This is a genomic window from Chryseobacterium camelliae, assembly GCF_030818575.1.
In the GTDB taxonomy this organism is placed as follows: domain Bacteria; phylum Bacteroidota; class Bacteroidia; order Flavobacteriales; family Weeksellaceae; genus Chryseobacterium; species Chryseobacterium camelliae_A.
The window spans coordinates 3264988-3288545 of sequence record NZ_JAUTAL010000001.1 but is presented as its reverse complement, the minus strand read 5'-3'; the positions used below and the strand labels follow the sequence as shown (position 1 = coordinate 3288545).

Sequence of the window (23558 nt, the reverse complement as noted above, 5' to 3'; positions counted from 1 at the left end):
TGAGCCCGTTTTCAATTATCAAATTTATAATGTAAGCAAATATACGAAAGCATTATAACTTTCTTTATAAAGTTCTATCCAGCCGCACAGTACTTTTTCCGCTTTTCCGGATTCCAGCAGCTGCTCTGAATAGGTATGCATGAAATCTTCATCAAATTCATCCAGAACAAAGAAGGCGTTCTCTGTCTGCATCTTATGCCTGATGCATATTTCCCCTGTACAGATATTGGGCAGCGTATACACAAAAACAGCAGGGCTCGGAAAGTACTGCTCTTTTGAATTGATGCTTTCCTGGTATTTGACATCGGTATCCAGGCTGGATGACCTGTTTGCAAAAACCAGCGCGGTCCGGTTATTATCCTGATCTTTAAGAAGCATTTCGGCACCCAGAAAAGCAAGCTTGCTCAAAGCGTCCATTTTGTGGAATTTAGGATAGTTGATTTCCAGGGTTTTATAAGCTTCTTTGGCAAAGTCTGAAAAATCCTTTGCTTCACTTTTGAAAATCACTTCGCCGTTTACCGTTATGGCTGATCCGGCTATGGTACAGATATCGGTTTTCTTCATACGCTTGGTGTTGAACGTTTTTCCAGGACAAGAGCAGCGTTGCAGCCTCCGAATCCTGAGGCTGTTTTAAGGATCCGGGTAATCCCTGCAGGACGGTTTTCCCTAAGGATATCCAGTGTCCCGGATACTCCGTTTGCCTGAAAGTTTTTCGATTTAATGAGCGTGCCGCGCAGGGCACTTTCCATTGCTATGATGCTTTCCAGCAGCCCCGAAGCTCCCAGGCAGTGCCCGTAAAATCCTTTAAGGCTGTGCAAAGGCGTACTCTGCAATCCCGCTCTGCCGAATGCAATGGATTCCATTTCATCATTATAAAGGGTTGCGGTTCCGTGTGCGGAAATAAAATCGATGGCTTCAGGGGTTATGCCTGCCTCCTTCATGGCATGGGTGATGCTGGCATATAAGCCGTCACCGGTTCTTGAAGGTCCGGAAATATGATTGGCATCGTTAACCGATGAATCTCCCAATATTTTAAAGCATAACTGTGCAGTACCTGGAGGTGATGAAGTGACATAAGCTGCCGCAGCTGCCTCTCCTAGGTTAATGCCGTTCCGTGACGCATCATAAGGTTTACAGGGCTCTGGTGCAATAGCCTGGAAGGAGTTGAATCCTGAAAGCACAAATTCCGAGACCTCATCGCCGGCGATGACAAAAGCATCGGCAAACCTGCCGGCTGCAATCATGTTTTTCGCTACAGCCACTGCCATAACCCCCGATACACAGGCATTGGAAATGACGACAGGTTTTGTGGCAAACCCGAAATGATCAGCAATCTTTTGGGCAAGCACGGAAAGGTATGCGCCTTCCGGAAGTTGCGGCTGGTTCTTAAGCAGGGTGATATTTCCCTTCGTTGTAGACAATATCAGTCCCGTATGTTCTGTAATACGATGCCTTTCAACCAGGGGTTTCAGGGATAACAACAGCATTTTTTCCAGCCGGGTAAAATCTGCATGATCGAAATATGTATCGAATTCTTCGTTTAGCCTTTCATCTGGGATGATGGAAGCATAAAAGGATCCCTGATTTCCCATACCAGGATGCGGGGCAATTCCTGAATTACCTGAGATCAGGTTTTCCCAGTTAGAGGCTGTGTCAAAGCCCAGAGGCGTTACACAATTATAGTCTGTGATGAATGTCTGCTTTTTCATGATAATCCCATACGGTCTTTCCAGGCCTGAAAGAATTCAGGGTTATACAAACAGAGGTTTCCGTCCGCATCCAGAAACACCTGAATGGTTTCCCCGGTGCATACCAGTTGGTTTTCAGTATTAAAAAGTTCATACCGGTAAATCAGCTTGGCAGAAACCGAATTTACGAATGTAGTCACAATCCTGAACGTTTCTCCATATTTCAGAGGCAAAAAATGCTCACAGGTACTCTTTACGATCGGAGTTACATACCCTGCTTTCTGTATATCAAGATAGGTAAGCCCGTGTTCACGGCCGAAAGCTTCCCTGCCGTCTTCAAAATATACAATATAATGCCCGTGCCAGACGATTCCCAGAGGATCCGTCTCATTGAACCGTACTCTTACTTCTTCCGTACAGGATAAGGTATTCATTTCTTTCTTTAAATTCATTAGTTCAGACCCGGTGGAGTTTCCGTTCATATATAATGGACAGGCTTACCATCACGAGATAAAACAGGATTAATAAGATCAGTTCCGTAGCAATGCTGCTGATGCCGCTATTGCGGAGGATAATATCATAATAGGCATTCAGTCCCCAGTTCATCGGAGAAAAACGGGCGATATGCTGCATGAATTCAGGCATGAGGAAAACAGGAACCCAGATTCCTCCTACTGCCGCCAGCACAACCACGGAAGTGGCTCCGAAAGGGGCAGATTGTTCCTGAGTGTCTGCAATGGTACCCAATAACACCCCGAAACCAATAGCGGCAAGTCCGGCGGCTAAGGTCACGATCATCAGCGGGAACATTTTTCCTGAAACATCGAATGCCGGCAGATCCATGTACGGGAAAAGATAGATTCCTACTGCCACCATCAGCAGGAACTGAATCACACAGATGATAAGGTAGGTGAATGTTTTCCCTAAAATATGGATATAGTAGGGAGTAGGGCTGATGCGTACCCTAACACTTGTCCCCTGACTTTTTTCTTTAACTAAATTGATCGACAGCGGAACTACAATGAAGAAAATAGCGAAAAGCGTCCAGGCCGGTACATTATGTTGTACTGAATTCGGTATGGCCTCACCATTATTCCTCGGGGGTGTAATTTCCTTAAACGCAATCAGGTTCTTATTCTCTTCCAGGTTTTCCGTTGTCCCCAGCTGTTCCTGGAATGCTTTGTAAATCTTTTTGTTCTCGATTTCAAAAACCATCTTATTCACCGCACTCATAACGGAATTCCGGAATCCTGAATTGATCGCCGGATCAAAATACAGGTGGATTTCTTTGGTTTGTACAGAAGGTATCTGATGGGTTGCGGCATCCGTTTCAAGACCGAATGAACTTACGATTTTCTGCACTTTGGTATCAATAGTCGTATTAAGGGCATTCGTAAGATTCTCCGGGATCACAATTGCCATCTGATATTCCCCTGAAAATACGGCATTCCGGGCTGAAGCTTCGGTAAATTGAGTTTTAAGTTCGAAACTTTTGCTTTTTTCCAGTTCCTGCCGTATGCTTTTTGAAACTTCGGAACGGTCATTATCAATGAAAATTATAGGAATCCGGGTACCTTCAAGATTTTTAAAGGTGGAATCCTGGATCAGGGTGATGGTTACAATCAGCAGCAGGGGCATGACGAAAATAATCACAATGCCGCCTATATCTCTTTTCAGCAAGAGAATTTCTTTCAGGAAAGTCCTCCAAAGCTTATACAACATCTCTCAGTTCTTTACCGGTTAATGAAATAAAAACGTCCTCCAGGTTTTCCGCATGAGGCACACGGTTAATCAGATCCGCCGGTGTTCCTACCGCATGAATCTTCCCTCCGTCTATAATGGCGATTTTAGTACAGAATTCTTCCGCTTCCGAAAGGTGATGGGAGGTATAGATGATGCAGGTTCCTGCATGGTTAAGCTCCTGAAGGTAATCTATGATTACTTTTTTAGACTGTACATCCACACCTACCGTCGGCTCATCCAGGAAAAGGACCTTAGGCTGATGAAGGGTGGCCGCAATAAGGTTGCACCTGCGTTTCATGCCTCCGGAAAACTGTTCGATTTTCTTATCCGCAAATTTAGAAAGCCCCATTCTTTCCAATGCTGTATCGATGCTGTTGTGAAGCGTTTTATGTTTCAACCCGTACAGGCTGCCGAAAAACATTAGGTTTTCTTTTGCTGTAAGGGTAGGATAGAGGGCATATTCCTGAGGAACAATCCCGATGATCTGCTTTATGGTGGAATTATTTTTCTGCGGAGACCATCCATGGATCGTAAAATGTCCTGATGTAGGCTGTATCAGGCCGGAAAGCATGGAGATGAGTGTGGTTTTGCCCGCGCCATTTGGCCCCAGGATTCCATAAATCTCATTGCTTCCGATATCCAATGAAATATCATTAACAGAAAACTCGTCAGAGTTTTTGTATTTTTTATACAGGTTTCTGATCTCTATACTATTTTCTGCCATATCAGACTGCTTTGCTCAGTTTTTTGTAAAAAGCTTCTTCCAGGTCAGCAATATGAAGCATGGATTTGGAAAGCTCCTGGTAGATGTTGCTTTTGGAATTCCTGTTTTTATACACCCGGGCAATGTCTACGGCAAAGTCCCTCCATAGATCACCGATCATGGTAATCTCTTTGGAAAGCTCGCGCAGCTGCTCATTTTTAAGAATATCTGCGGCTTCCTGCAAAAAGGCACCGTAAATAAAACGGAATCCGCCGCCGCCGGTTCCGATTTCTTCCTGCATACGGATCAGCTGGCCAAGGTAATGATTGGTTTCCTTAGTCCCTTTTTTTTCTGCCCACTTAGGAATGCTTCTGGCAACCCACCTCATTGCTTTCACCCCGATGATAGGAACCGGAGCCAGCATATTTTTACATGTATCTTTAATCCCTTTGATAATGGCTTTCTCCAGGTCAACCTTTTCCGGAATGTAGGTAGGGTAATACATATGGCCTTTCGGGGGAAGGGCTCCTTTGGCATACCGTACCTTTTCCAGCTCCGCTTCAGAAAGAGATGTGACATAATCCATTACCGGATCGCTGATCAGGAAACGTCCGTCTTCCTTTCCGTATACCACCAGGTTGTGGGCATTGAAATGAAACTTATATTCCTCCGGAAAGTAGGTGAGGTTGAATACACCTACCTGAAGACCGGTAGGAATATTGTTTTCCAGGTTTTTTTCTAAGGCTTTTCTGGCCTCTTCGGGATTTGAAAATTTTTGTCTTTTAATTTTGATTCCCAGCCGTTTAGCTGCTTTGGTGAAGATGGCGCCTGGCATGGGACGGTAGCTAAACCCGGGAGCGAAATTAACTTTCAGGAACGGAAGGTATACAAAGAACAACCCGGATCCGATTCCGAATATCATAGGTTCGCTGAGATGTAAGCCTTTATTAAGCAGTAGATTGGAGGCGACACCGTTTTCGCAATGAGCAGTCTGATGGTGTTCGAAGTTCAGTTTCATTCTTATCTTGTTGGGGTTGTATAGCCGGATGTTTATATTTCATAACAGATTGCATATTAGTATCCGGCGTGTTTATTTACCGTCGAAGTTTTTCAATTCTTCTACCGAAATCCCGAAAGCATCGGCATATTTTTTCAGTATGGTATCGCTTAATGTTTTAAATGTTTTTGGTTTGGTATGCCTTTTTACGCGCCATTGCCACATACCTACGTAGGCTGCCAGCACGCTGAGGTCCATTTTATTCAGTTCCATAAAGTAGATGACCGGGCTTACCTTATTCTGGGCTACATTTTGTCTTGCTTCTTCTATCCTTTCATGAATGAGCTCCATGGATTCGTCCAGTGCCAGTTTTTTTGCTTCCCAGCCAATGCTGTTGGCAGTAGTATACTGATCATTCTCATCGATAACATACAAAACTTCGGTCATGTTTGCCGATTTCATGTTGCTTTCATCCTGAGGAAGGTCTTGTTTTCTCATCGGTTTCAGTTAGTGTTGTATTTGCTGAATAAATAAATTAATCTCTGCCCTGAGCAGTAATTCATCACCTACAAATGTTTCACAAAAAATATGGCATATATTTTCAAACTGGGAAATCAGCGATGCTTTTGAAATAATGGTATCGCCAACTTTCGGCAGCGTAAATACCTCAATTTTCTTCATGCTGGTGATGAAGCCTATTACTTTGGTTCCGGTACCGGTCTGCTCAAAAAAACTCTGCCCCATAATAGAGGAACAGGTTTGGGCTGCATTTTCAATCAGTCCGGCCTCGATGAAGTGATTGTTATGGACGAAAATATTGTCTTTGAGAATTTCAAAGGAAGTCACCACTTTTTCTTTGGTTAGTTCCAGGATATAATCTGCCATAAGCATAGGCTCACGGTGCGGCAGATAATGGTGGATGTTGATGATATTTTCTTCCCTGATCTCCATAGATTACAATTATTTTACAACAGTTTTCATCTGAGAGCTGGCTATGATCTCATTATCTAGCCTCGTTACGGCATTGACCAGGGTCACCCCCATAACTTCACTCAGGATCGTCACTTCCGTTACGAGATGGTCGCCCGTTTTGGGCAGAACCTCTGCTCCAAAGGATTTGATGGCCCCAATATATCCTGTAGGCGCATCTTTCCCCAGAAGGTAATATTTATATCCGGTATGCAGGGCAACACTCTGAGCCTGATGCTCTACCAGTCCTGATGCCTGAAAAATTCCGTCCTGCACGAAAATATTTTCTTCTTTAATGCGGAATCCTGATACAAGATGGGTTTCGGAATATTCTGAAAGCTCATCGACCATGACAAAGGGAGCCCTTTGAGGGATCAGGCTTTCCACAAAAGCAGGATTATCGGAAGGCAGTGTTTTTTCCATTAGCAAACTGTTAATAGGGCACATGAATATGCAAACCTTCCGCTTTCCGGAATGCACAGCAGTACTCTTTCCCCTTTTTTTAGGGTTCCTGAATTCATCAGTTGCTCCAGGGCGATGAAAATAGAGCCGGCTCCGATGTTTCCAACCTCAGAAAGGTTATAATACCATTTTTCCCATGGGAAATCCATTCCTTTTTTGGCAAATTCTTCTTTCAGGCCTTCTTTGAAATATCCCGAAGAGATATGAGCGAGGACATGATCTATACTATCCGGATCCAGCTGGTGCTTGTCAAAAGATGCACGAAGACTTTCTGCGCCTTTCACCAGGATATATTCATCTAAAAGTTTCGTATCCTGCTTAAGTGCAAAAATAGACTGTTTAAGCCATTCATCGGAAGGGTAGTCTGCCCAGGATTTAAGGCTTCCGTCTTCCTGCTTTTCGCATCCCGCGTACATACAGGCTTCAATCTCATGGGCATAGGAATAAAAGTCTATGAACTCTATTCTTAATGAAACTTCGTTTTCACGCGGTTTTGTTTTCCAGCAGGAAAGCTCCTGCCCCATCGGAAAGCATCCATCTTAGGAATTCCCTTTTAAAAGCAATGATAGGCCTTTCTTCCAGAAGTTTCAGGTTTTCTGCTTCATGGTTGAATTTATCCGCCGTCATCCATGATGAGAATCTTTCGGATCCTACACATACTGCATTTTGTTTAACACCTGCCTTTACGGAAAGGAATCCGTAATTCAGGGCGTTCATCCCGGAGTTGCAAAGTCCCATGGAAGTATTGATTTCAATGGATTTGTTCAGGCCCAGCTCACCATGCACCATGGAGGCATGTGAAGGCTGGATCTGGTCTGCAGAAGTGGTTCCGCATGACAGCAGTTCCATATCCTGTCGGGTAAAATTTTCATCAAAAAGTCCCTCAACAGCTTTTGCCGTAATCTGTGCATTGGTATGGGTAGGTTTACCGTTTTTATCCAATGCGTAATATCTGGTTTTAATCTTGTTGTTTCTTAAAATCAAAGCTCTTGCTTTAGACGGTTTCTCATTCACCAAGCCCAGATACGTTTCCATTTCATCATTAGAAACAGGTTCATTCGGTAAGTATGTTGAAGCTTTTGTTATAAATACGTCGTACATTTTATTTTAAATTAATTCCTTGTAAATATTCCTTTTGTTTTCTTCTTTTTGAGCTCAGAAGAGGAGCTAACAGTATGTGAAATACCAGTACGATAGGTGAAATAATCCATATCGCGGCCATCAAATATACTTTAAAGAATTTAATGAGCAATGGTCGTTTCTCCTTTTTCCTGATAATCAGGTTAGACCATACGGTAAATATTTTATTGCCTACTTTTTCCACCCGCACCAGGAACGGGCGGATTTCCACGGCACCGTTTTTCACCAGGTCAGGCTGCAGCGTTTCCAGCTCATTGGCGCTGAAATGTTTCTCAATAATTTCACCATACTTTACGGATCCCGCAATTTCTTCATCCGAAACTCCGGCAGCCGGCAGCATTCCGGATTTTTCTTTTTTTTCCTGTCGTAAGCCAGCGGAGAATGGTAAGCACACTGGTATAATTGTCATGCCGGTCTACCAGAGCAATGTTTCCTACCAGTTTTGCCTGGAGGTCCCGCAGATATACCTTGAGTTTCTCCTGGGAAAGCATCCACATATTTCTGGTTCCGGAAATCGTAACCACCGGCTTGCCCTTCAGGATATTCCCGGCATAAGGACTCTTCAGGAAGGAGATGATCGGGATGGATGGCGTAAGATACCATACCTGGTATCCGAAAAGTATCAGATCAAACTGCGTATTCAGCACTTCCTCTTCCGGAGGGTATATTTCACTCGGGATCTGCAGGTAAGATTCCGGAAAGGTATTGAAGAAAACATCACCCGGCCACGGAAACGGAAAATCTTTTTTCAGGCGTATATTATAATACGTCACCTGGTACTCATCCTTGGTTTCAAAAGGCCTGGCTATATTCTTTACAATATCTTCCAGTTGCCCGGTCTGCGAATAATAGATGACGAGTATATTTTTCTTCATTATATTTCTTTAGGTACTACAAAAATATGCTTTTCAGTTGTATTTACTGTTTTATGTAAATTTTAATTATCCCTGATTCAAATTCTTTACGATATCCTGATTCTTTAATGTCCTGAACTTCAGTGTCGATTGTTATGATTTTTTCCGGAAGCTCCGCCAGTTGTCCTATATTAAAGCGCTTATCAGAAACCAAAAGCATACCAATATTCTTTTTGATCTCTGAAATGTGACTGATATAGTGGATCTTCCTTCTTTTTACCAGATAATTCTGTTTCGCCACCGCTCTTTTTTCTTCATCGGCAATCAGCGTGAATACCGTTCTTCCTGCCTGATACAATGTCAGCAGGAGATCTTTCTGTCCGAAATCATCTGCAATATGCAGGATGTTGGCATCAGCGGGAATATGCCGGTTAAGCACGAAATAATCCTTCTTATATGTATTGAAGTCTTGCTTTACCGCTTTTACCACCTCATTTTCCTTATACAGATAGCTGAGGAACAGCTTGTTCCTGAAATAATTTTCATCTTCCAGCTCATTCCTCAATGCGGCAAACTGTTTCCTGAAGTAGGCATTGATCTTCTTGGTTCTTTCGGAGTACTGGGTACCAAAAGCCGTATTATCCTTGCTGATCCTTTGGCCGACCTTAATGGTAATACTTCCGTCATAAATAATAAAATCTCCTTTCGGCAATACTTCGGAATTACCATGAATATAAACCGGCACAATATCCAGCCCGAATTGCTCAGCCAGGTAAAAAGCCCCCTTATGGAAACGTTTGATGTCATTGGTATAAGAGCGCTCACCTTCCGGGAACACCACCAGGGAATACCCCTGATTTACTTTTTCCCTAAGCGGGTTGATCCCATTTTCGATGCCCTGGGACACAGGATAGAACCCCATTGCTTTTACAATTTTTCCGAATACCGGCGAATTGTATACCCAGTCATTGACCAGAAATACTATTTTATGGGTTACCATAGCTACCGCCAGGGTGTCCAGAAAAGAGGTGTGATTGGCAATGATCACGACAGGCCTGCTGAAGTCTTCGTCCGTATTTTTAATGAGCTTCTTCCTTACCCATGGATTCGTAAAAAGGACGGAAGTTAAAAACCGGGCAGAAAAAACTTTGATAAGATTCAGTGTTTTTCCTTTTGATCTTTTTACGAAAAAGCTTCCTATGAATGAGAAAAACAATCCACCCAGCCCGTAATACAGAAACGAAAGCGTGGAATTCACCATCAGCCTGAATGTGATGGGTGATAATCCTTTTTGGGCTCTGTTGGTAATAAAAAACCTGAACCAGAAAGGATACAAGGTCGAGGTAATGATAATCACGGAGAACATTCCGATCAAGGCAACAAGCGCCAAAGAATGCAGGGCCGGATGCTTGGCGAAAATAAGCGAACCGATGGAAAGAATGGTGGTGAATACCGCAAGAATAATGGATACCCTATAGGTGGGCAGTTCATTTTTTCCGGAGGTATGTTCTTTCTGCATGGCCTGGGTAAGGAAGATGCTGAAGTCATCTCCTACACCAAAAACCAGGGTGCATACCACTGTACTGAAAATATTGAGCTCAAGGCCCAGGAAATAAAGAATTCCTGCAGTAACAATCCCCGTAAGCACAATCGGAAACATAGTCAGTACGGTAAGCTCAAAATTCCTGAAGAATACGATGATGGTTAGTACAATAGCCAGGAGGGAATAATTGATCAGGGTATTGAAATCCCGTTTCAGCAGCCCGAGGAAATTTTCATTCATCTGCTGGCGGTCAATAGCTAGTGCCTGATGATTTTTTTCCACATCCTTTATGAATGTTTCCCGGTGGCTTTCGTCTACTTTAACAATATTGGAAACCGTAAAGAAATTTTTATCATGGCTCAGGAATTCAGAGACCTGTAAGGCTTTTATTTTTTCATAATCCTGCAGGCTCAAAGTATTGTAGCTTTTATTCAGCATATCTTTAAAGCTGTCGAAAGCGGAACTGTTGAACCCATATTGTGCACCGGCTACTTCCAGGTCTGAAAGAGCCTTGTTTTTTTTGCTTCCGGCCCAAAAGGTGTTCCATTCTTCAAGCTTTTTCTGCTGGTCTTTCCGGGAAAGGACTACATTGCCTATGGAGCTGTAATTTAAAATCTTACCCTGCTTCTTTTCTCTTTCCAGAAAACTGTTCAGCTGTGTGTTTTTAGACAAAGCTTCTTCTTCAGAGTTTCCGTAGGATATGGTGTATATGGATTTTGAAGTAATGTCAGACAGTTTCTGAAGTTTGGCCTCACTCAGTTTCAGTTCTTTAGGAACATAATTCAGATCACCAATGTCTTCATTGAATCCCACATGTCTGAAACCGAACAGGCAGGCAATAATGATCACAGAGCAGCCGATAATGAGAGGCTTGTTTTTTTCATACGGATAGGACCCAATCCTGTCGATGAAGTTGGTATTAAGGGCATGCTCTTCTCTCTTAGGGTGATAAAGCTGTGGCACGATAATCAGCGCCGTAAAGGAGGAAAGGATGACTGTAAGCGAAGCAAAAAGACCAAGGTCTTTAAGGGCTTCGGAACGGACGAAAACCAGGCACAGGAATGATACCGCAGTTGTGGCACTGCTTAGTATTATAGGCTGCGTGATTTCTTTGTATAGTTCCTCTATATTATGATTATGCTTGTAATGCGTAAGGATATGAAGCGCATAATCAATTGTAATACCGATGAGAATGGCACCTACGCTGAGCGAGATGGCGGAAAGCTTATCTTTGATGAAATAAAGGGCCAGCAAAGCCAGCAATACGGAAAATACCGTAGGCAGGAAAACAATGACCGGCGTAAAGAAATTCCGGAAATAATAGATCAGTAATATCAGGAGAACTGTCATGGAGATGATGACCGTATTTCTGATGTCTTTCTTGATCTGCTGAGCATTGGCTACTGCAATGACCGGAGATCCGAAGTAGCTTACCTCCGTTTTTCCTTTAAACTTCGTATTCAGCCTGTTTTTTATTTCATTCAGCGCATTAACGAAGGCTTCATTGTCTTTGGTATCACTGCTTTTATGGGAAGGGTCTATGAAAAGCAGAAGCTGCTTTCCGTCACGAGAGACAATATAATTGTCTTCAAGCCTGAAATCCTGGCTGAGGTTAAGCGCATTAAGTTTTTTGACTCCCAAAAAAGTAATACCCAGCGGGTCCTTTTTAATGAATTCCTTTGTAACAAGGCTGGCCGGAGATACCAGGGATACATAATTGCTTTCTACCTTTTTATCAATGCTGTCTTGATGGAGTTTCTCTCCGATTTTCCTGTAATCCTCTTTAGCAAGGAACAACGGAAGATGCTGCTGTACAAAATCAAAGGTATGCGAGATTTCATCATCGTTCACCTTTCCCTGTATCGTGGAAATGTATTTTTTCAGGGGCTGTACATCCTGGAGGAAGCTGTCTGCGGTTTCTGAAAGCTGGAAGCTGTTTTCCGGAGCTTTCCGCTCGATAATCACAATGATTTTGTCTGAAAAGTTAAGCTGCTTCAGAACCTTGGCAGTAAGGTCCGATTTTTCATTTTTAGGGATGATCTGATTGATGTCTTCTTCAAATGTAATCTTGGAAGCAAAAAACAGGCATAGGGTTGCAATGCCCACAGCGGAAATTGCGGAGACAATCCTATGTTTTGAAATCAGATAATATAAAAAAATAAAAAAACGGTGCATTGGAAGGGAATAAGTCTGCAAATTTAATTTTTTCAGTATTAGTTCAAAACATTTAACCGGATAAGTTTTGGCTGAAAATCAACAAAATATTCTGGTGAAATGAAAAAAACTTATACTTTTGCAAAAGTTCCCAATCATAAAGCATTTTAAAAACAGACAATCTATTATAAGGAAAGGAACTTGTATTTTGATATGTTTACAAAACTTGATGAAAAAAGAGATGGATTTTTATGGATCATAATTTTTCCTCTGTTGCTTTTCCTGATCTCTTACTATGGTTTTGAGTCTTCATATGTAAGGCTTAAATCCATGGAAAAAGCACCTGACTTTATGTTTTCATCCGTGTATGCCTACAGGATCATTCCCAATTACCTGAGCGTGCATGTTACAGAGGCTTTCACTGCCCTGGTTAATACGTTTCCTCCTTTTGTAAAGTCTTTCCTGCTTAAAAGCGGAACTCTTTTTTACCACAGTATCTTCCTGATCAACAGCCTCTTTTTTGTACTATCTTCGTGGATTCTGGATCGCATTCTCAGACTTGAGCCTACCGATCTGCTTGCTAACGGAATGGTGCGGCGGCTTATCCACCTTATCTGTATTTTCTTTCTGGTTATCGTACAGTATGTTCCTACCAATTGTGATTCTATTGCTGTGTTTTTTTATTTGGGGGGGATATTTTTCAGTCTGAAATATTTTAAAAACAGGAATTCCCGTGATCTTATTGTTCTGGCAATCATTATTTTCATTTCCACTATGGTGAGGGAAACTGCCTGCCTGAATATTGCTTTTTTTGCAGCATTATATATTGATTTAAGGATGTTTAAAGCTGTTGATTATAAGGTTTTTAAGGATATTTTGTTGTTGGTTTTGGCATTTGTGGTACCTTATGCAGGTTTAAGGATCGCTATTCCACAACAGGCCTCTTTCTTTGAAGGAATCTATCTGCTTAAGAATTTCACCAGTCCTTACAACCTTGCCGGACTGCTCTTCGGGATTGCCGGAATATATTTCGGATACAGGATGGCTGACGGAGCAGGCAAAATAATGATAAAAAGGTATTTGTTTTTTTCACTCCCTTATCTTATCATGATTGCCCTGGTAGGTTTGTTCTGGGAAACCAGGCTTTTCATTCCGCTGATCCTTACGGCAATCATTATCGCGTCATATCAGTTTAAAAAATATTGTCCTCAATGAGTTTACTGCATCCGTATTTTATTATTGCTCTTATATACATGCTTATCTTCAGTTTTCAGGAGGTATACGGACATCAGGTGGAGAGGAAATGGCTGTATTATTTAGGCGCATACCTTATTATTATTGCCGGACTTCGTGATGGGGTAGGGCCGGATTTCGGAAGCTACAAAGGGATTTATATTTATTCTGATACCAAAGATTATATCACCATCCTTTTTGCTGCGCTGCACCTTAAAACTCCTCAGCCTATGGAGCTGGAATGGCTGTTTGTGCTTATTAACAAAGTATTGCTGAATATATTCAATGCTCCGTTTTATATCCTTACCCTTGTTGTGGCTACTCTTGCCATCATTTTTAAGTTTAAATACATCGAAGACAATACTTTTTATCCGTTTACCTTTCTGGCATTGCTATTTATTCCTGGTTTCTTTGTGGGAGAATCCGGACAGATCCGTCAGAACCTGGGGTCATTTATCGCGTATTTTGCACTCCGCTATATAAAAGAGCGTAAACTCTGGGCCTACCTGTTGTGTATTTATATAGCAGGAGGAATCCATAATGTCTGCTATCTGTTTTTACCTATGTATTGTGGTTAGCCCGTATTCCGCTGAATAAAGCCTGGATGTTTATCCTGATCATTACGTCTGTATTTCTGTCTCCGTTTGAAGTATACCGGGCATTTGGTGAATTCCTGGGGAATTTTGCCGGTGATAATGCGCTGGCTGTGGGATTCAACGGTTATATAGACGAAAGTGCTGAAAGGATTAACGGGGGAATCGGAATCCCGGAGGTCATGATGGCCATCCTTACATTTTTCCTGTTTGCGTTCGATACCAAAATGGTACAAAAATATCCTTATTACGAATACCACCGGAACTATGCGGTAATAGGAATCTGCGCCTACTTTATTTTCAGGAATAATCCAATTTTTTCTTCCCGTCTTGCCGGGGCGTTTATTGTCTTTGCGTATATCCTGATCCCAAATGCAATGTATGTGGTATCTGCTCAGAAAAAAGCATTGATTCATTCCTTTATTATTTTGCTGATTGCATTTAACTTCATTGTTTTCTCCAGCTTTAAAAACATCAGGGCAGGTAGGTTTACCTATGATCTTTACCGTAACCATCTTCTTCCTTAACGATATAAATATTACTCATGCCGGATAAAAGAAAAAGAATAGAAGTACTTGATGGCCTGAGAGGGCTGGCTATAGTACTGGTATTCCTGTTTCACGGCTATTACATTTGGGACGCTTATTATCCTTTCGGAAAATTGTATGCAGGCAATGTGTTGTTTAAATATGGCAGCCTGGGCGTACAGTTGTTTTTCCTGATTTCAGGATTTGTCATTCTGATGTCTGTTGAGAAAACACCCGGATTCTGGACTTTTATAAAAAACAGGTGGATCAGGCTGTTCCCGAGTATGCTGATCTGTAGCCTGATCATCTACCTTACGGGCGGCTTCTTTTATGAACGCCCATTCGGGATTCCGGAACTGAAATCGCTTTTGCCCGGCATTACCTTTATTAACAACAGTATCCTTGAACGTCTTTTCGGAACGTCTTTTCCCGTGCTGGAACTCTCATTCTGGTCTTTATATGTAGAAGTGAAGTTCTACTTTATTTTCGGGGCCTTGTATTTTCTTTTTAACAGGGCTACGGCACTTGCCGGAATTTTCATCTTATACCTTTCTGCGTCTGTTTTGCAGATCCTTATTGTCTATCATGCGTTCACGGAAACCGCCACAATGAAAATATACATTGGTTCTTTTATTCATTTCGGCTGGTTCGTTGCCGGCGCTTTAACGTACATTTACTATCAGGGGCGTGAAAAAAAATACCTTTATCTGCTGATTATCACAATCCTTTGTTCTCTGTTTTATGCCTATAAATTTCAGGATGCAGTGCTTTATGTCTATCTGATAATTCTGGTGTTGATCTTTCTGGGCGCCTTGTTCTGGGCTCCTTTTGGCGTTTTGTTTTCTGGAAGGGTTTTTAAAACAATAGGGTTTATCAGCTATCCCCTGTACCTGTTACACGAGAATATGCTGATTGCTTCTGTGATCAAGGTTCATAAGTTTTTTCCGCAAATTCCTTATTTTCTGCTTCCGGTAATTGCATTTCTCTTTATTGGAAGCCTGGCTTATGGGGTAGCCAGATTCCTTGAGCCGGCTCTCCAGCGCGTGCTGAAAAAGATTATATGAGTTTTTGTATCTGCAGAATTCATTAAGTTTTCAATAATTTTTCCTTAAATCACTATGAATTTTTTTCATAGAGAGCTTTTTCTTATAAACCTATATAAAGAATTTTTAAGTTTAGTGTATTACACTAATTTGCTCATTATCAGAATGTATGTTATTGCGTATATGGCAACAATATGTGATTATATATCGAGATTATATTATTATATTCAATTTATTAGTGTTTATTTTTGCTTACGTGGCTAAATATTTGATAAATCTATCATATTATAATATATTTTTGTTATAACCATATCTATAATGTCATTTTGTTGTTTATTATTTGGGAATGGGAATCTAAAACTTAAAAAATGACGTATATAGTATTTATAAAATAAATAATCTGTTATAGATATAGGCTCAAATGTTGTGTAGTGTTAGATAGTTTAATTCAAAGGATATGGAAAAATCATTAAAGTTGGCGGTTGCATGCTGTCTGGTCTCGGCAGGCATGTATTCCCGAAATTATCTGGACCCCAGATATTTTATTAAATCAGAAAGTGTAAAAAAAACATCACTAAAGGTAGACTCATTAATAACCCCTTTATCAAAGAAAAACTTAAAACATACTGGTATTGATAAAAAATTGACTGGTTCAAACGATGTTCAAAATTCCGATAATGGAATTGATAAACAATATGTAAAAAGAGACTGGACAAAAGCCCCGAATAGCTATATATTTGATCCGTCACAGAATAGTAGCGGTCTTTACATTCCCGTACGCAAAGCTTATGCGATGTGGGAAAGTGACAAATACATTGAAGGAGGTGGTATTCCCGCCGGTAAAATTACTGCAGATGTACTATGGGAAGATTCTCCCGGATTGATTAGATCTTCAGGAGGATATGCGCTGGAAGTTGTAGATTCAGGAGCAAATGCTAAAATTAAAGTTCCTGTCAATAAATCTAAAAAAGGAAATGCGGTCATTGCTTTCCGGGTTAATGGTGAAATTTTCTGGTCATGGCATATATGGGTCACTGATGATCCTACCAATGGATCGAAATATAAAAGTTATCCAGACGTTACAAGACAAAGAGATGACGGTATTGTAGAGGTAATTCCGGATTCTGAATGGGTATGGATGGACAGGAATCTTGGAGCGCTCAGCGGTTCCATTACCGGGGGCGACTGGAACAGAAACGGAGGTCTGCTTTATCAGTGGGGAAGAAAAGACCCGATTCCACCGTTAGTACACCGTGGAAATGACTTCTATGAGGTAACCGGAACAATTGGGAGAATCAGGCATAGGGTAGCTAAAAACTTTACCAATGCAACCAATTTTGACAATCTCAGGAAATTTGTTAAACTTTCCAATGCAACGGTGGCCAACAACATCAGGCTTGCTATAAAAAATCCTGTAAGCCTGATTTACGTGAATAAAGATGATAATTCCGGTCCGGCCTATTATAACAACAATGCTAATTTACCTGTTAACTGGTTTGGGTTGTCTTCATCATTAAAAGATAATCAGCTTACGGAGCTGAATTTATGGTCTGACAATTCTATGGGCAGGATTTATGAAGATTATAACAATAACACCAATGCTCAGCCATACAGGGATAAGTCAGCTTATGACCCGTGTCCCAACGGCTGGAGGCTTCCTTCGGCCCTGGTAGCCAATCTGGCCTCTCCGGGGTATACGGATGACGTAAGGATTGACTTTTCTCCTTTCGGCGTCAGAACCAATATGGGCAGGAGTGTATTTGAGACCAATAAATACCATATTATAAAACCAACGGATTCCGGAGCGCCTTCCTTTATGACAGGATTCAGGATTTATCCTAATTTCGGCATCGATTTATCGAATGTAGGAGGCAATAATATGGGGATTTTTCCTGGAACCGGCGGTATTTCCATTGCGGCCCATCAGGGACAGTATACAGACCAGCACCAGATTGCTTTATGGACCTCTACCATGGTGAAGCATTTCGATGCCAGTCCCGCTGTTTCTGCAAGAGCGCTGTTTGTTATCCCAGATAAATACCAGACCGATACGCCGGATCCTAATTTTCCTTCCGTACAGGGCAGGTATTGGTACTTCCCGTCCGCAACGGCAGTGACTTCTGACGCCAATGGTTGCCGGTGTATTAAAGATCCGCTATACAGCATAGACAATTATGACTTTCCTACGGAATACCTGAGCCCTGAAACAGAATATCTGGTAGGCCTAAATAATCCCAATACCTATCAGGTGGTAAAGAACACGGCTTCATTTACAGTTGATATTCCGGTGAGTAAAGCATTTGCCGTTCAGAGCCAACTGCTTAATAACAAGGATATATTAAGCGCGGCAAACTTTAATAATCTTAAGGCCAATGTGCTATGGACAACCAATTCCAGCCTGATTGGCAGCGTATCCGTGGTTAATCCTTCACCAAGTTCATTATCCGGCCTTTCTTCTTCAAGAATATCGGTTACCATTAATCCCAACCAGAGTGGAAATGCGGTAGTTACCCTTCATAACGGAAGCATTTCAAATCCGGTCTACTGGAGCTGGCATGTATGGGTAACGGATACGCCTGTAGGTTCATATAATTATACCACAGAGCTTCCCATGACCTCTGTTACTAATTATGTAAATTACGTAAATAAAGCGGATAACGTTTTCCAGACAGAATTTATGGACCGGAATCTGGGGGCAACCGATGCTTTCCCGGTGGTAGCCAATCCGCTTACGCCTACCGCAGCGGAACTGTCAAAAATAAGGGCTTCCACGGGTTTGCATTACCAGTGGGGAAGAAAAGATCCTTTACCAACATTCCAGTTTGCGGACAACAGGGCTTCCTATAATGTATTCTTGGGGAATGTTTCAGCGAATGGTACGGTTGCTTACAGTACACTCACTGCGGGTACATACAATGATATGTCAGGAAGCTATATTGTTCCGTATAACACTTACACGAATGCTTCTAATGCCAATGTAAGCACTGCAGATAAAGTTTCTGATAAGATTTCAAAAGTGCTTTCATATTCTGTAAGAAATCCGCTGGTTTATATGATCCCAAGCACATTTGCTGCGTATAACTCTACAACTCCTGCCTATACCAACGGAACAGACTGGTTATCTAATGAGCCGAACCTTGCCTATGACCGTTGGGGAAGAGGTGGCAGGAAATCTCCGTTTGACCCATGTCCGGAAGGTTGGCGAATTCCGGATTTAACAGGTGTTGCTTTTATGTCGAACCAGGATTTCGGGCTTACTCCTTGGTATAAGAAAGATAAAAACGTTTCTACCACCTACAGCATTGCAAACGATTATCTTGGAGTCAGGGTCAGAAATCCAAGCACAACGTCAACCATAGGGTATACATTTAATGATTCTTCCTATAAAATAGGAAACTATCCCAATACCGGCTCCAGAGGGGCAAGAAGTGTAATTACCAACCAGAGTCCTACCGGTACATTTAATTTTATTAATTTCCAGTATCCGGCTGTATGGACGGCAGCTCTGAATTCCAGTTATATCGGCAGGCCGATAAACCTGCTTTTTGATGCTGCGTCCAATGCCAACCGTATGGTGGTATTCCATGATAACAATGATCCTTATTTTGGAATGAGCTGCCGTTGTGTAAAGATAAAATATGATGCATCAGGGAATGAAGAAGGTGTAATCCCAAGATTACAGATTACCTCTTTACCGACAACAAAAGAGGCGGCTGCACTTAGCAAAAGAGAAATCAGTAATCTGGTAAAAGAAGATAAAATTTCTTTTTTCCCGAACCCGGTTAAGAATATACTGTATATCAAGGCTCCTTCTGATCAGGGATACTATTATCAGATCTACAATATGTCCGGGCAGCTTGTGAAATCCGGAAAGTTTGATAATATGCAGACGGACCTTTCTTCGCTGATTTCCGGTGCTTATCTCCTGCGCGTTAACAACTCAAAAGATATCGTGAAGATTATTAAGGAGTAATTTGATCAGTTGCTACTGAAGCCCATAAAAGAGGGATAAAATAGTGCTTACCAATTTGGAATTTTATATTTTTGGCATGGCTGAAAATCATGAAATTACAAAGAGCCGTTTTATCTCTCTTTTTATTAGAATTCAACTGAACACTTATGAAGCTTGAAAAATTTCTTTCCCGTTTCAATATTAAAATATTCATTTACCTGCTGATTGCCGTAACGGCACTCTATACGCTTGCCTTTACGCTGGTATATAATCTGAAAGATGACGGATATATTCTGGCAGACTGGCTGGTTAACTATCAGGACGGAGGATTCAAAAGAAGAGGGCTGTCCGGGAGCTTTTTCTTTCTGCTTCAGGATATGACGGGCATACGGCTCAATTATCTGGTCTATTTTGTGCAGTTTGCCATCATAAGTTCTTTTTTCTGGTATTATACCAAACTGATACGGTATAAACGGACCGATCTGTTATACCTTTCGCTCCTGTTGTCTTCAATAGGATTTGTCGGGCTTTTGAATACAGTGACTTACGTAGGAAAAAAAGAGTTTATCGTTTTTCTTATTTTCACGATTTTCATCTATGTGCTGGATCGTCAGCAATTATCGAAAAAAAAGGAATACTTATTGTGCTTTGCTCTTGTAATCAGTACTTTGCTGCATGAAGTGACTGTTTTCTTTGTCCCTTATTTTGCCATTGGCCTTTATTTGAAAACGGGAAAATTAGAATATCGTAGATATATTAAATATTTTCTTGCCGCAGGAATCCCTGCCATACTTATTTTTGTTTTTGGAAAGAATATCAACGAAGGACAATCCCTGAAGATACTCAGTGACCGGGGTGTTCATCCTGTTTATGGAATATTTTTCTGGAATATCAATGAAAGACAATATATCATCCAGCATTCAAAAGACTACATTCTGTATGGCCTTAGCTTCATCATCAGTACTTTCCATATCGCTTATTATTTAAAATTTCTAACAGACAGAAAGCTTTTGTCTATATTACTGATCGGGGCTTTTGTCTTTTCCATACCTCTGTTTTATCTTGCGATAGACTGGGGCAGATGGATGTATATCCACATGATGCTGATGATTGTACTCTTTGCTTTGTCATTGCAAAACGGACGGTCTGTATGGGATTATCAGCCTGTTAGTATCAACAGCAAATTTTATATCACATGTGCCATCATTATACTTTCCCTATTGTACAGGGTTGAGATGTCCGGTAAAGGTTTTACCTGGGAAGGACTGTTATACAGAATCTTTATTGCCCCTGCTGAACTGTTAAATAAAATGTGATTGTAAAAAGTATATAATAAAAAAGCTTTACTTTTGCAAAAATTTTTAGAATGTCGAAAAATTTAGTGATCGTAGAGTCTCCTGCAAAGGCAAAAACTATTCAGAAGTATTTAGGAAAGGATTTTGAGGTGAAGTCCAGCTTCGGGCACATCCGTGATCTTCCTAAAAAAGGAATGGGGATTGACCTGGCAACATTTAGTCCGGATTACGAAGTTTCCGCCGACAAAAAGAAACTGGTAACCGAACTGAAAGCTGCCGTAAAAAAAGCCAATATGGTTTGGCTGGCTTCCGATGAAGACCGCGAAGGAGAGGCAATTGCCTGGCACTTGGCCGATGAGCTTAAACTGAAGCCGGAAAACAGGAAGAGGATTGTTTTTCACGAAATCACTAAAAATGCCATTCTTAAAGCCATAGAGAATCCTAGGGATATAGACCAGAACCTGGTGAATGCACAGCAGGCCAGAAGGGTGCTGGACCGTATCGTGGGATTTGAAATGTCTCCGGTACTCTGGAAAAAAGTAAAGCCGGGACTTTCCGCCGGGAGAGTACAGTCTGTAGCGGTAAGGCTCATTGTTGAAAGAGAAAAAGAAATCAGGGAATTTGTCCCGAAAGCAAGTTTCAAACTGGATGGCGTATTCCTGAATACCGCTGAACAGGAAATTGCGGCAAAGCTTAAAAAAGATTTTGAAAAAGAAGCGGATGCTGAACATTTCCTTGAACTGGCAAAAAATACTGAATTTAAAGTCCTGAATGTAGAGACCCGCCCGGGAACCCGTTCTGCTTCTGCTCCGTTCACAACTTCCACATTGCAGCAGGAAGCGTCTTCAAGGCTGGGATATAATGTGACCACTACCATGCGCCTTGCGCAGACCCTATATGAAGAAGGGCATATTACCTACATGAGAACAGACTCCGTCAATCTTTCCCAGGAAGCCATTGAAGGAGCTAAAAAACAGATTACCTCAGAATATGGCGCAGAATATTCTGCCCCAAGAAAATATACGACAAAATCTGCCTCAGCACAGGAGGCTCACGAGGCAATCCGCCCTACTGATTTCAGTGTGAAAAGCATAGGTGATTCCCAACTTAATAAACTATATCAGCTGATATACAGAAGAACGCTGGCTTCACAGATGGCTAATGCCAAAATCGAAAAAACCGTAATAGAAATAGGAAATACCCAGCTTCCCCAGCATTTTGAAGCTCAGGGTGAAGTAATTATTTTTGACGGTTTCCTGAAAGCCTACGGAATTGTAAAAACGGATGATGAAGATGACGACAGTAATGAAAAGCTGCTGCCTAAGGTAAAGGTAGGAGAAACCCTGAGCTACAAGACGATTACGGCAACTGAAAAATTTACAAGGCCTAGCGCAAGGTATACGGAAGCAGGATTGGTGAAAAAACTTGAGGAACTTGGAATCGGTCGTCCATCAACCTATGCACCTACCATACAGACCATTCAGAATCGCGCTTATGTAGACAAGCGTGAAATTGAGCCGCAGACCCGTGAAGTGATTAAAATGTCCCTTACTAAAGACAAAATCAAAAAAGTGGTTTTGGAAGAAAAGTTCGGAGGCGATAAAAATAAATTTGTCCCTACAGATATCGGGGAAGTGGTGAATGATTTTCTTACGGATAACTTCAGGGAGATCCTGGACTACGGATTCACGGCAAGAGTGGAAGAAAGCTTCGATGAAATTGCGAATGGAGACCAGAAATGGAAAGAGATGATGACCAATTTCTATTCTAAATTCCACCCGAGGATTGAAGATGTAGAGGAAAACGCAGACCGTGCTACCGGTGACAGGCTTTTAGGCATCGATCCTAAAACAGGCAAAAATGTACATGCAAGGATAGGAAGGTTCGGGCCAATGATCCAGATTGGTGAAACAGAAGATGAGGAGAAACCGGTTTTCGCCTCTCTGATGGCAGGGCAGAACATCGCTACCATTACCCTGGAAGAAGCCCTGGAACTGTTCAAGCTTCCTTTCGACCTGCAGGATTTTGAGGGGCAGCCTGTATCTGTAGGCGTTGGCCGTTTCGGACCCTATGTGAAGTGGGGTGAAGCGTTCATCAGCATACCTAAAGGAGAAGATCCTTTATCTGTGGATCAGGCCCGTGCAGAAGAAATCATCAATGAAAAGAAAAAAGCTGATGCTCCGATTGCTTCGTACAAAGGAGAGCCTGTAACCAAAGGTGCAGGAAGGTTCGGACCGTTCATCAAGTATAAAGATATTTTCATCAACGTTCCTAAACGGTATAATTTTGAAAATCTTTCTCAGGCTGATATCAATGAGCTGATTGAAGCAAAGCTGGAAAAAGAAGCCAACCGTTATATTCAGCAGTGGGAAAAAGAAAAAATATCCATAGAAAACGGAAGATGGGGCCCATTTGTTAAATTCGGTAAGGCTATGTTTAAGATTCCAAAGAAAAAGGATGACACCAAGTACGAAGCCGAAGAACTGAAATCAGTTTCGCTGGATGAAGTTAAAAAGTGGATCACCGATCAGGATAAAAATGCTTTTGCCGAAAAGAAAAAGCCGGCAGCTAAGAAAACAACAGCCAAGAAGCCTGCGACAGCAAAAAAAACTACCGCAGCTAAGAAAAAATAAGCTTAATAAAAAAGCCATTGCCACTCCGG

General features: G+C 41.7%; 19 protein-coding genes and 1 pseudogene. 7 read left to right on the top strand and 13 right to left on the bottom strand.

Annotation, left to right across the window (positions count from 1 at the left end; translation table 11 throughout):
• Positions 1 to 24: 24 nt before the first annotated feature.
• From QE404_RS15010 to QE404_RS14950, 13 genes and pseudogenes are all read right to left on the bottom strand, one after another.
• Positions 25 to 564 (bottom strand): 3-oxoacyl-ACP synthase, encoded by a 540-nt coding sequence (locus tag QE404_RS15010; RefSeq protein WP_307451798.1) that lies wholly within the window; start codon positions 562 to 564, stop codon positions 25 to 27.
• Entirely contained in the window at positions 561 to 1709 is a 1149-nt protein-coding gene (locus QE404_RS15005; protein WP_307451796.1) for a beta-ketoacyl synthase N-terminal-like domain-containing protein, read from the bottom strand. The genes QE404_RS15010 and QE404_RS15005 overlap by 4 nt, the downstream gene beginning before the upstream one ends.
• Positions 1706 to 2140, bottom strand: a complete 435-nt coding sequence (locus QE404_RS15000; RefSeq protein WP_307451794.1) for an acyl-CoA thioesterase — start codon at positions 2138 to 2140, stop codon at positions 1706 to 1708. Before QE404_RS15000 ends, QE404_RS15005 begins: the two co-directional genes overlap by 4 nt.
• A 4-nt stretch (positions 2141 to 2144) precedes the next feature.
• Positions 2145 to 3410, bottom strand: a complete 1266-nt coding sequence (locus tag QE404_RS14995; RefSeq protein WP_307451792.1) for an ABC transporter permease — start codon at positions 3408 to 3410, stop codon at positions 2145 to 2147.
• Positions 3400 to 4155 carry an ABC transporter ATP-binding protein gene (locus tag QE404_RS14990; protein ID WP_307451790.1) on the bottom strand — a complete coding sequence of 252 codons (756 nt, stop codon included), beginning with the start codon at positions 4153 to 4155 and terminating at the stop codon, positions 3400 to 3402. Before QE404_RS14990 ends, QE404_RS14995 begins: the two co-directional genes overlap by 11 nt.
• A gap of 1 nt (position 4156) precedes the next feature.
• Positions 4157 to 5152 carry a BtrH N-terminal domain-containing protein gene (locus tag QE404_RS14985; protein WP_307451789.1) on the bottom strand — a complete coding sequence of 332 codons (996 nt, stop codon included), beginning with the start codon at positions 5150 to 5152 and terminating at the stop codon, positions 4157 to 4159.
• Positions 5153 to 5224: 72 nt separating this feature from the next.
• A complete protein-coding gene (locus QE404_RS14980; RefSeq protein ID WP_307451787.1) occupies positions 5225 to 5629 on the bottom strand; it encodes a hypothetical protein in 405 nt (134 codons plus the stop codon).
• A 9-nt stretch (positions 5630 to 5638) separates the two neighbouring features.
• A complete protein-coding gene (locus tag QE404_RS14975) occupies positions 5639 to 6082 on the bottom strand; it encodes an ABC transporter permease (RefSeq protein ID WP_307451785.1) in 444 nt (147 codons plus the stop codon).
• Positions 6083 to 6091: 9 nt separating this feature from the next.
• Positions 6092 to 6523 (bottom strand): hypothetical protein, encoded by a 432-nt coding sequence (locus tag QE404_RS14970; RefSeq protein WP_307451783.1) that lies wholly within the window; start codon positions 6521 to 6523, stop codon positions 6092 to 6094.
• Positions 6523 to 7663: pseudogene (locus QE404_RS14965) on the bottom strand (beta-ketoacyl-ACP synthase III). The gene QE404_RS14970 and the pseudogene QE404_RS14965 overlap by 1 nt, the downstream one beginning before the upstream one ends.
• A gap of 1 nt (position 7664) precedes the next feature.
• On the bottom strand, positions 7665 to 8042 hold the full coding sequence (locus QE404_RS14960) for a hypothetical protein (protein ID WP_307453977.1): 378 nt from the start codon (positions 8040 to 8042) through the stop codon (positions 7665 to 7667).
• Positions 8014 to 8577, bottom strand: coding sequence for a hypothetical protein (locus tag QE404_RS14955; protein ID WP_307453975.1), 564 nt, complete (start codon positions 8575 to 8577; stop codon positions 8014 to 8016). Before QE404_RS14955 ends, QE404_RS14960 begins: the two co-directional genes overlap by 29 nt.
• Positions 8578 to 8620: 43 nt before the next feature.
• Entirely contained in the window at positions 8621 to 12205 is a 3585-nt protein-coding gene (locus tag QE404_RS14950; RefSeq protein WP_307451777.1) for an MMPL family transporter, read from the bottom strand.
• 378 nt (positions 12206 to 12583) lie between these two features.
• On the opposite strand from QE404_RS14950, the gene QE404_RS14945 reads away from it, so the two are divergent.
• The 7 genes from QE404_RS14945 (at position 12584) to topA (ending at position 23529) form a co-directional block, all read left to right on the top strand.
• Entirely contained in the window at positions 12584 to 13468 is an 885-nt protein-coding gene (locus QE404_RS14945; protein WP_307451774.1) for a hypothetical protein, read from the top strand.
• Positions 13465 to 14064, top strand: a complete 600-nt coding sequence (locus QE404_RS14940; protein ID WP_307453973.1) for an EpsG family protein — start codon at positions 13465 to 13467, stop codon at positions 14062 to 14064. The genes QE404_RS14945 and QE404_RS14940 overlap by 4 nt, the downstream gene beginning before the upstream one ends.
• A 26-nt stretch (positions 14065 to 14090) precedes the next feature.
• Positions 14091 to 14606, top strand: coding sequence for a hypothetical protein (locus QE404_RS14935; protein ID WP_307453971.1), 516 nt, complete (start codon positions 14091 to 14093; stop codon positions 14604 to 14606).
• Positions 14607 to 14623: 17 nt separating this feature from the next.
• On the top strand, positions 14624 to 15670 hold the full coding sequence (locus QE404_RS14930; protein ID WP_307451770.1) for an acyltransferase family protein: 1047 nt from the start codon (positions 14624 to 14626) through the stop codon (positions 15668 to 15670).
• A 622-nt stretch (positions 15671 to 16292) separates the two neighbouring features.
• Positions 16293 to 19622: a T9SS type A sorting domain-containing protein gene (locus tag QE404_RS14925; RefSeq protein WP_307451768.1), complete on the top strand. Its 3330-nt coding sequence runs from the start codon at positions 16293 to 16295 to the stop codon at positions 19620 to 19622.
• A 146-nt stretch (positions 19623 to 19768) separates the two neighbouring features.
• Positions 19769 to 20917 carry a hypothetical protein gene (locus QE404_RS14920; protein ID WP_307451766.1) on the top strand — a complete coding sequence of 383 codons (1149 nt, stop codon included), beginning with the start codon at positions 19769 to 19771 and terminating at the stop codon, positions 20915 to 20917.
• A 50-nt stretch (positions 20918 to 20967) separates the two neighbouring features.
• Complete coding sequence (gene topA, locus QE404_RS14915; protein ID WP_307451765.1) at positions 20968 to 23529, top strand: type I DNA topoisomerase; 2562 nt, start codon at positions 20968 to 20970, stop codon at positions 23527 to 23529.
• Positions 23530 to 23558 lie beyond the last annotated feature (29 nt).

Bases quoted from the DNA above. Each gene is read 5' to 3' on its own strand.
- QE404_RS15000 (WP_307451794.1), bottom strand. From the start codon at position 2,140: ATGAATTTAAAGAAAGAAATGAATACCTTATCCTGTACGGAAGAAGTA.
- QE404_RS15010 (WP_307451798.1), bottom strand. From the start codon at position 564: ATGAAGAAAACCGATATCTGTACCATAGCCGGATCAGCCATAACGGTA.
- QE404_RS14995 (WP_307451792.1), bottom strand. From the start codon at position 3,410: ATGTTGTATAAGCTTTGGAGGACTTTCCTGAAAGAAATTCTCTTGCTG.
- QE404_RS14930 (WP_307451770.1), top strand. From the start codon at position 14,624: ATGCCGGATAAAAGAAAAAGAATAGAAGTACTTGATGGCCTGAGAGGG.
- QE404_RS14940 (WP_307453973.1), top strand. From the start codon at position 13,465: ATGAGTTTACTGCATCCGTATTTTATTATTGCTCTTATATACATGCTT.
- QE404_RS14980 (WP_307451787.1), bottom strand. From the start codon at position 5,629: ATGAGAAAACAAGACCTTCCTCAGGATGAAAGCAACATGAAATCGGCA.
- QE404_RS14945 (WP_307451774.1), top strand. From the start codon at position 12,584: ATGGAAAAAGCACCTGACTTTATGTTTTCATCCGTGTATGCCTACAGG.
- QE404_RS14975 (WP_307451785.1), bottom strand. From the start codon at position 6,082: ATGGAGATCAGGGAAGAAAATATCATCAACATCCACCATTATCTGCCG.
- QE404_RS14955 (WP_307453975.1), bottom strand. From the start codon at position 8,577: ATGAAGAAAAATATACTCGTCATCTATTATTCGCAGACCGGGCAACTG.
- topA (WP_307451765.1), top strand. From the start codon at position 20,968: ATGTCGAAAAATTTAGTGATCGTAGAGTCTCCTGCAAAGGCAAAAACT.
- QE404_RS14920 (WP_307451766.1), top strand. From the start codon at position 19,769: ATGAAGCTTGAAAAATTTCTTTCCCGTTTCAATATTAAAATATTCATT.
- QE404_RS15005 (WP_307451796.1), bottom strand. From the start codon at position 1,709: ATGAAAAAGCAGACATTCATCACAGACTATAATTGTGTAACGCCTCTG.
- QE404_RS14970 (WP_307451783.1), bottom strand. From the start codon at position 6,523: ATGGAAAAAACACTGCCTTCCGATAATCCTGCTTTTGTGGAAAGCCTG.
- QE404_RS14990 (WP_307451790.1), bottom strand. From the start codon at position 4,155: ATGGCAGAAAATAGTATAGAGATCAGAAACCTGTATAAAAAATACAAA.
- QE404_RS14960 (WP_307453977.1), bottom strand. From the start codon at position 8,042: ATGCTGCCGGCTGCCGGAGTTTCGGATGAAGAAATTGCGGGATCCGTA.
- QE404_RS14985 (WP_307451789.1), bottom strand. From the start codon at position 5,152: ATGAAACTGAACTTCGAACACCATCAGACTGCTCATTGCGAAAACGGT.
- QE404_RS14935 (WP_307453971.1), top strand. From the start codon at position 14,091: ATGTTTATCCTGATCATTACGTCTGTATTTCTGTCTCCGTTTGAAGTA.